This is a genomic window from Sulfuritalea sp., assembly GCF_017302275.1.
Lineage (GTDB): Bacteria > Pseudomonadota > Gammaproteobacteria > Burkholderiales > Rhodocyclaceae > Sulfuritalea.
In genome coordinates, this window is the sequence record NZ_JAFLDR010000077.1 from 1 (window position 1) to 6,792 (window position 6,792).

A 6,792-nucleotide genomic window follows, 5' to 3' on the forward strand; every position below is an offset into this window, starting at 1 on the left:
GCCACCCTCGAAATTCGCCTCGATCGTGCAACGACCCAGGCGCCCAAACTCCATCTCCCCACGCGTACAATTTGGCATCGGCGGAATACTCCGTTAATCCTGTCTCGACACCAGTATTAACGCGCCTCACGGCGATTCCGCCGACCTACTTTCGTGAAATATCTGGGCTAGCCGTATCCCTTGGGCAACCACTTCAGAATCATCTCGAACAAGGCGTTGGGATTGACGGGCTTGGAAATGAAATCGTTCATTCCGGCTTCGATGCAGCGTGCCCTGTCTTCGGCGAAGGCGTTCGCGGTCATGGCAATGATAGGCACCGTGCGTCCGGTCGCCGAGGCGCGAATCGCATGCGTGGCTTCGATGCCGCCCATGGTCGGCATCTGCATGTCCATCAGGATCAGGGAATAGGCCTTGCGGGCGGCCATATCGACCGCGATATCCCCGTCTTCGGCGGAATCGATGACCAAACCGGTCCCTTCGAGCAGCATCAGCGCGACCTCGCGATTGACCATGTCATCCTCGACCAGAAGGATGCGGCGGCCGGCAAATTCGTGCTGAAGCCTTTGTTCGGCGCTGGCGCCGGCACGCGCTGGTGCATCGGCGGCCGGGCCGGGCCGGCCCCTTTTAAGCTTCGCCGTAAACCAGAAGCTACTGCCCTTCCCCGGCACGCTGTCGACACCGGCAGCTCCACCCATGAGTTCGGCGAGGCGCCCGGTGATCGCAAGGCCAAGGCCGGTACCGCCATACTTGCGCGTCGTCGAATTGTCAGCCTGCTCGAAGGTCGAAAAGAGCCTCGCTGCGGCCGATGGATCGATGCCGATCCCTGTGTCATGAACCTCGAAACGGACCAGCACGCTATCCGCCGCCTCGCTTTCCATTCCGACACGCAGCGTCACGCTGCCCGCCTCTGTGAACTTGATGGCGTTGGTGGCATAGTTGAGCAAGGCCTGCTGCAGCCGGGTCGGATCGCCCAGCAGGTTCTCGGGAAACGACTCGGTTTCCATGGTCAGTTGCAGCCCCTTGGCCTTGGCCCGGTCGAACAACATGGAGGTGACCTCGGCCGCGATGCCTGCCACGTTGACGGAGGTTTCCTCGATCAGGAACTTGCCGGCTTCGATCTTGGATATGTCCAGGATGGCGTTGATGACATCGAGCAGGTGGGCGCCGGCGCGGTCGATCTTTTCCAGCCGATCTTCCTGTGCTGCTGTCACGCCGGCGCGGCGAATGATGCTCACCATGCCAAGGATCGCGTTCATCGGCGTACGGATCTCGTGGCTCATGTTGGCGAGGAACGCGCTTTTTGCGACGTTGGCCGCCTGCGCATCATCAAGGGCCGCGCTCAGTTGTTCCTGCACCTGCCTGATCGGCGTGATGTCCTGTACCGAACCCGTCGAATGGGCCGGCTTGCCCGCCGCGTCGTACTCGGTGCGTGCACGCTCGATGACCCACTTTATGCGTCCGTCCGGAAACGCGAGGCGATGGGTAATCTCGAAGGGAAGGCGATTGGCGATCGATTCGGTGTAAGTCATCGCGACCGCATCCCGGTCGTCGGGATGCACCACCGCAAGAAAGCTTGCGAAGTCGATGCCCTTGGCGCTGCGCGGAATTTCAAAGATGCGGTAGGTCTCGTCGGACCACTGGAGATGCCCGGAGGCCGGGTGGAACTCCCACTGCCCCATGTTGGCGTAGTCAAGCGTCTCCGTCAGCCGCCGGTTGACCCGCTCCACTTCGCGATTCAGGCCTTCGAGCCTGCTTGCCGCGGCGGTAGCTGCCTCGCGGGCCCGGGCCTGACGGGAAAAGGCCCAGGCGGCTGTCGCGACCAGCAGCGATGCCACGGCGGCAAACAAGGCAATCAAGCGTGCCAGTGCCTGCCACTGTTCGAGTATTGCCGCTTCGGAGCGCGACAGGGCGACCAGCAGCGGATAACCGGCGACGCTGTGGACGGCGGCGTGGCGCGTCATGCTCGCGGGAGCCCCGACCGTGTAGGCGAACTCCGCCGCATCGCCGGCCATTGCCTCGGCCGCGATCGCACGCCAGAAAACCTTGGCGTGGGCTTGGGTCGTTTCGCTCCCCGGTTGCGACGCAAGCGCCACGCCGTTGAGCTTGAATAGATGGAAGGCCGCGTCGGCACCGGGCACGGCTTCGAGCAACGGCCGGTCGAAGCGGTTGGTGCTGATGATTCCCTGCACCACGCCGAGGAAAGCCCCATCGCTGGCGCTCACGCGACGCGCCAGTATCAGGATGTCCTGCCCGGTGAGCCTGCCCTTGACCACGTCCGAAATGACATAGGTCAGGTTCGGGTTGTCGCGCAGCGCGACGAAGTAGTCGCGGCCTGAAACATCAACCGGGGGCGCCGGCCAGCGTCGCGAGGTGACCAGGCGACCGCGGGAATCGACGATGGAAATCGCGTCGAGGTCGGCGACACGGATCAAGGAATCCTGCATCCGGTCGAAAGTCGATCGCTGGCTGGCGAACCGGAACAACTCGTCGCCACCACTTGGTTGCTTCGCCTCGATCTCATCCTTCAATGCCGATACCATCAAATCCGTGCTGAACAGCACCCTCTGCACGCGTTCGGCGAGCAGGCGGGCCGAATTCGCCATGTTGCGGGTCTCGGCTTCGAGCACGTTCTGGCGACTCGCCAGCGTGGCGATGAAAGCAAAACTTAGGATGCCCGCGATGACGGCGATGGCTGCGATCAGCGCGGACCTGCCTCGACCCGCAGACTGCCTGCCGGGGGAGCCTGCCGGCGCGATCACGGTGCACTCCGCAGCAGGCGGAAGGCGCCTTGGCGAACTTCAATTGGGATCGGTGGCGCCGCCAGCTGGCCGCTCTCACCAAATCGGGTCTCGCCGGCCACGCCGAGAAGCTTGCCACTCCATCCCGCGATGCAATCGCGCAGGCCACCGACGTCGGCAGCCGCCTTTCGCAGGCAGGGAACCGCGATATCCCGGATCGCCGCATACTCCTTCACCGCCCCGGCCGGGTTCAGCGTCTGCCCGGTGTGATTTTGCGCGCGAAAACGTCTGCTCCAGGCGCTGACTTCGGGATCGACGTCTTCATGGTAGGTACCCATCAGCAGCGTGCCTTCCGCGGATTTTCCGGCGCCTGCAATCAACGCATCGTTGGCCAAGCCATCGGTGCCGATGAAACGCGCCTGGATCTCCATTGCCCGCGCCTGATTCATTATCGCCGGGGCTGCGGGTACGGTGCCGAAGATGGCAAGGGCGTCGGGCATCGAGCCCCGTATCTTCTCCAGCTGGGGGCGAAAATCGGTGTCCGTTGTATCGTAGGACTGGATTTCCGCCGGCGCGAGCCCGAGCGACTTGAGAGCCTTGACGAAGGAATCGCGACTGCCCGATCCATAGGCATTGCGGTCATGGATCACGGCAATGCGCTTCAGGCCCAGGCGCTGGGTCTGGCGCGCAAGTTCGCCGGCCAACAGGTCGTCCGACTGGACGACGCGAAACACCCAGTGATTTAGTTTGGTGACGATGCGCGGGTTGGTCGCGCCAACGACGATGTAGGGAATTCCCGACTGTTCCGGAAAATCGAGATGCGCAAGTACCTGCGCGCTGCCCCAGCCGCCGACGATGAGGTCCGGACTTTCGCTTACCAGGCGGCGCATGACAATTGCGGAACGCGCCGGCTCGCTGCCATCATCTACGATGCGCAGGCGCAATTGCCGGCCGTTGACGCCACCCGCGGCGTTGACCTCGCGAACGGCCATTTCCGCGCCTTGCACAATGCTGCGACCATAACTTGCGCCAGCGCCCGTCAGCCCCGCGATCACGCCGATGACGAAATCCTGTGCGGTGACGCCCGGCGCCTGGACCAGAACCAGGGCAAACGCCACGCAACGCGCGACGATATGGACCACTCTCATCGATTGCCTCCCGATTTTCGAGTCTATTTGGATGGGTGACTTTCGTCAAAAGGCGGCCACGAGCACGTCGACAGCCCGCCGCGCCGGCCAAGCTGCAACAAAGCGACAGCCCTGCCACGCCTCAGAAAGTCGGCGCCGGCACTACGGCGATGTCGAGGTCTTCCACGAAGCGCTTGATCGCCTCGATCACCGCCACGGTCTGGTCCTTGTGCGCGGAATGCCGGCAGTCGGCCAGCTTGAGCAGTTCGACCCCGGCCGAGTTTCGCGCACCCGCCGCAATCGCCTCGACCTGCGCCATGGTGCCGTATTCGTCGTCCTCGCCCTGGATGGCGAGGATCGGGCAAGTGATGCTCGGCAGGCAGTCGTCGATGTTCCAGGCGCGGAAATCCGGATGCAGCCAGATGTCGTTCCAGCCCCAAAAGGTGCGATCGACATCGCGGTGGTACTTGCCGAGCTTGGCCGGCAGGTCGGTGGTTTCGAAGGCGACCTTCGCCGCCGCAATGCTGCTGATCGAGATGTCCTCGACGAAGCAGTGCGGTGCCATCACCACCACGCCCGCCACCGGATGACCGGCCCCGGCATGCAGCAGGGCGATCGAGGCGCCGTCGGAATGGCCGACGAGCACCGGGCTTTCGATCTCCAGCGCCGCGAGCACTTCGGGCAAGGTTTCACGCCCTTCGCGGTGCATGTAGTCGGTGCCGAAGGGGGCTTCGAGCAGGTCGGACTGGCCATAGCCGTAGCGCGAATAGACCAGCGTGCGGCAACCGGTGGCGGTCGCCAGGCGTGCGGGAAAATCCCGCCACATCGCCACGGAACCCAGGCCTTCGTGCAGCAGCACCAGCGTCGGCCGGTTGATCTGGTGCGCCGGAATCAGCTGGTATTCGAGGCGGTGCCCGCCAGCGGTGAGGAAACCGGAGTGCATGAATCAGACGCCGAGGAAGCGATGCATCAATTCCTGGTTGCCCGAGAGCTCGGAGGATTCGCCGGCGAATACCACCCTGCCCTTGACCAGCACCACACTGCGATTGGACAGTGCCATGACGGCGGCGTAATTCTTGTCCACGATCACCGTGGCTATCCCGGAGGCGCGGATGGTCTTGATGATGCTCCAGATCTCCTTCGCGATCAGCGGCGCCAGGCCTTCGGTGGCCTCGTCGAGAATCAGCAGGTCGGGATTGGTCATCAGGGCGCGACCGATGGTCAGCATCTGCTGTTCGCCGCCGGAAAGCTGCGCGCCGCCGTTGTTGAGGCGCTCGCCGATGCGCGGAAAGGTATGCAGCACGCGGTCGAAATCCCATTCGCGACGGCCGTCGATGCCCGGGCGCGCGGCCATGATCAGGTTCTCGCGCACGGAAAGATTGGGGAAGATGCCGCGGCCTTCGGGCACGTAGGCGATGCCCTTGCGCGCAATCGCATGCGGGGCGGCATGGGTCATGTCCACGCCGCGCACGCGCACGGCCCCCTGGCGCGGCCGCACCAGGCCGAGCATGGACTTGATCAGCGTGGTCTTGCCCATGCCGTTGCGGCCCATGAGGCCGACGGTCTCGCCCTTCCTCACCGTGAAGTCCACGCCGTGCAGGATGTGGCTGGCGCCGTAGAAACTGTGCAGGCCGTTGGCATCGAGGATGTGTTCACTCATGGAGCAACTCCTCGCCGCCCAGATAGGCGGCCTGCACCGCCGGGCTGGCGCGTACCTGCTCCGGCGAACCGGTTTCCAGCACTTCGCCATTGACCATCACCGTCAGGCGATTGGCCAGGGCGAAAACGGCATCCATGTCGTGCTCGATGAGCATGATGGCATGGTCGTCGCGCAGCTTGCCGATCAGCTCCACCATGCGCTGCGACTCGTGCGGGCCCATGCCGGCAAGGGGTTCGTCGAGCAGCAGCACCCGCGGCTGGGTGGCGAGGCACATGGCGATTTCAAGCTGGCGCTGCTCGCCGTGCGACAGCGTGGCGGCGACGCGCTGGGCGCGATGCGCGAGGCCGGCGGATTCTAGCGCCGCACTGGCCAGCGCATTGATCGCGTCATAGGCTTCGGCGCGGCTGAACACGCGCAAGGCATATGGCGTGCGCGACTGCGCCGCCAGCCGGGCGTTTTCGAACACCGTGAAGGGCAGGAAGATGTTGGTCTTCTGATAGCTGCGGCCGACGCCCATGCGCGATATCTGGTCCGAGCTCAGCCCGGCAATGTCGCGTCCGTCGAGCATGACGCGGCCCGAAGTGGCCGGCAGGTCGCCGGAGAGCAGGTTGGTCAGCGTGGATTTGCCGGCGCCGTTGGGGCCGATCACAACATGGACTTCGCCGACATGCAGATCGAGCGAAACGTCGCTGACCGCGACCAGGCCGCCAAAGCGCTTGGTCAGGCCTTCGGTGCGGAGGATGGCCTCAGACATCGGCGCCCTCCTCGGCTTCCAACGGTGGCTTCCGCTGGAGTTTCGCCATCAGCCCGGCCAGGCCCTGCGGCAGGTACAAGGCCACCAGCATGATCAGGATGCCCATCGCCAGTTGCCAGTGCTTGGCGGCCACGCCGAACCAGGCCTGGTTGGACAGCACCTCCTGCAACAGGACGAAAGCGAAGGCGCCAATCACCGCGCCGTGCAGCGTGCCCATGCCGCCGAGGATGACCATCATCAGCACGGCGCCTGACTGGTGCCAGGAAAGTATCTCGGGATTGACGAAGCCGAACTGCACGGCCGCCAGATAACCCGAAAGGCCCGCCAGGCCACCGGCGAGCGCGAAACTGGCGAGCTGGTAACGGAAGACGGGGAAACCCAGCGCGCGCATGCGGTGCTCATTGACCTTGATGCCGAGCAGCGCGCGACCGAAGCTGGAGCCGAGAATGCGACGCAACAGGAAGAAGGTCGCGGCGGCGAAGAACAGCACCAGCCAGTAGAACTGGTCGAGTT

6 protein-coding genes are annotated in these 6,792 nt (G+C 64.3%); all 6 read right to left on the reverse strand.

Annotation, left to right across the window (positions count from 1 at the left end):
* Positions 1 to 167: 167 nt before the first annotated feature.
* Complete coding sequence (locus J0M27_RS20970) at positions 168 to 2,759, reverse strand: response regulator (protein ID WP_294996552.1); 2,592 nt, start codon at positions 2,757 to 2,759, stop codon at positions 168 to 170.
* On the reverse strand, positions 2,756 to 3,886 hold the full coding sequence (locus J0M27_RS20975) for an ABC transporter substrate-binding protein (protein ID WP_294996554.1): 1,131 nt from the start codon (positions 3,884 to 3,886) through the stop codon (positions 2,756 to 2,758). The genes J0M27_RS20970 and J0M27_RS20975 overlap by 4 nt, the downstream gene beginning before the upstream one ends.
* 121 nt (positions 3,887 to 4,007) lie before the next feature.
* Positions 4,008 to 4,808 (reverse strand): alpha/beta hydrolase, encoded by an 801-nt coding sequence (locus tag J0M27_RS20980; RefSeq protein WP_294996556.1) that lies wholly within the window; start codon positions 4,806 to 4,808, stop codon positions 4,008 to 4,010.
* Between the two features lie 3 nt (positions 4,809 to 4,811).
* Positions 4,812 to 5,525, reverse strand: coding sequence for an ABC transporter ATP-binding protein (locus tag J0M27_RS20985; protein ID WP_294996559.1), 714 nt, complete (start codon positions 5,523 to 5,525; stop codon positions 4,812 to 4,814).
* Positions 5,518 to 6,279 (reverse strand): ABC transporter ATP-binding protein, encoded by a 762-nt coding sequence (locus J0M27_RS20990; RefSeq protein WP_294996562.1) that lies wholly within the window; start codon positions 6,277 to 6,279, stop codon positions 5,518 to 5,520. The genes J0M27_RS20985 and J0M27_RS20990 overlap by 8 nt, the downstream gene beginning before the upstream one ends.
* Positions 6,272 to 6,792: branched-chain amino acid ABC transporter permease (locus J0M27_RS20995; RefSeq protein WP_294996565.1), on the reverse strand; the 521-nt coding region annotated here is incomplete at its 5' end. The genes J0M27_RS20995 and J0M27_RS20990, both read right to left, overlap by 8 nt.

What these genes read in the sequence shown, in the direction of transcription:
- J0M27_RS20975 (WP_294996554.1), bottom strand. Translation starts at nt 3,886, where the DNA reads ATGAGAGTGGTCCATATCGTCGCGCGTTGCGTGGCGTTTGCCCTGGTT.
- J0M27_RS20980 (WP_294996556.1), bottom strand. Translation starts at nt 4,808, where the DNA reads ATGCACTCCGGTTTCCTCACCGCTGGCGGGCACCGCCTCGAATACCAG.
- J0M27_RS20985 (WP_294996559.1), bottom strand. Translation starts at nt 5,525, where the DNA reads ATGAGTGAACACATCCTCGATGCCAACGGCCTGCACAGTTTCTACGGC.
- J0M27_RS20990 (WP_294996562.1), bottom strand. Translation starts at nt 6,279, where the DNA reads ATGTCTGAGGCCATCCTCCGCACCGAAGGCCTGACCAAGCGCTTTGGC.